The organism is Arcicella sp. GW458-12-2-14-TSB2 (assembly GCF_059423785.1).
In genome coordinates, this window is the sequence record NZ_JBWKYN010000378.1 from 1 (window position 1) to 692 (window position 692).

At 37.7% G+C, this 692-nt stretch carries 1 protein-coding gene; it reads right to left on the reverse strand.

Annotated features, from left to right (window positions below; genetic code table 11):
• Positions 1–557, reverse strand: a 557-nt coding sequence (locus tag AC07XN_RS24540; RefSeq protein WP_494744960.1) for a sugar nucleotidyltransferase, incomplete at its 3' end; no start/stop codon positions are given.
• Positions 558–692: the final 135 nt, after the last annotated feature.

Sequence of the window (692 nt, forward strand, 5' to 3'; positions counted from 1 at the left end):
ATGTTCTTGGCAATCTCTACCACCGAATTGTCATAGAAATATAAACCAGGTACCGCATAGTTTGATTTTGGTGCCACAGGCTTCTCTTCAATAGAAAGCACATTGAAATCATCATCAAACTCTACTACCCCATATCTCTCTGGGTCATGCACCTGATAAGCATATACTACTCCACCATCTGGGTCATTGTTGGCTTGTAACAATTTACTCAAACCACTACCATAGAAAATATTATCACCCAACACCAAGGCTACTTTGTCATCACCAATAAACTCTTCTCCAATCACAAAAGCTTGGGCTAATCCATTAGGCAATGGTTGTTCAGCATATTCAAATCTACAACCGATTTGTGAGCCATCTCCTAACAATTTCTTGAAATGAGGTAAATCATGGGGAGTAGAAATAATTAATATTTCTTTGATGCCCGCCAACATCAAAATAGAAAGCGGGTAATAAATCATGGGTTTGTCGTAAACAGGCATTAACTGTTTACTAACGGCTAGGGTAAGAGGGTGCAAACGTGTACCTGAACCGCCTGCCAGAATAATTCCTTTCATATCTTTCTTATAGCTTTAGGCTGTAGGCGATAGGCTACAGGCAAATTGTATTAAAATACTTGTTGCTTATAGCCTATTGCTTAAAACCATTTAAGAGTACATTTTTTTATAATAATCTTGGTAATTACCAGAAGT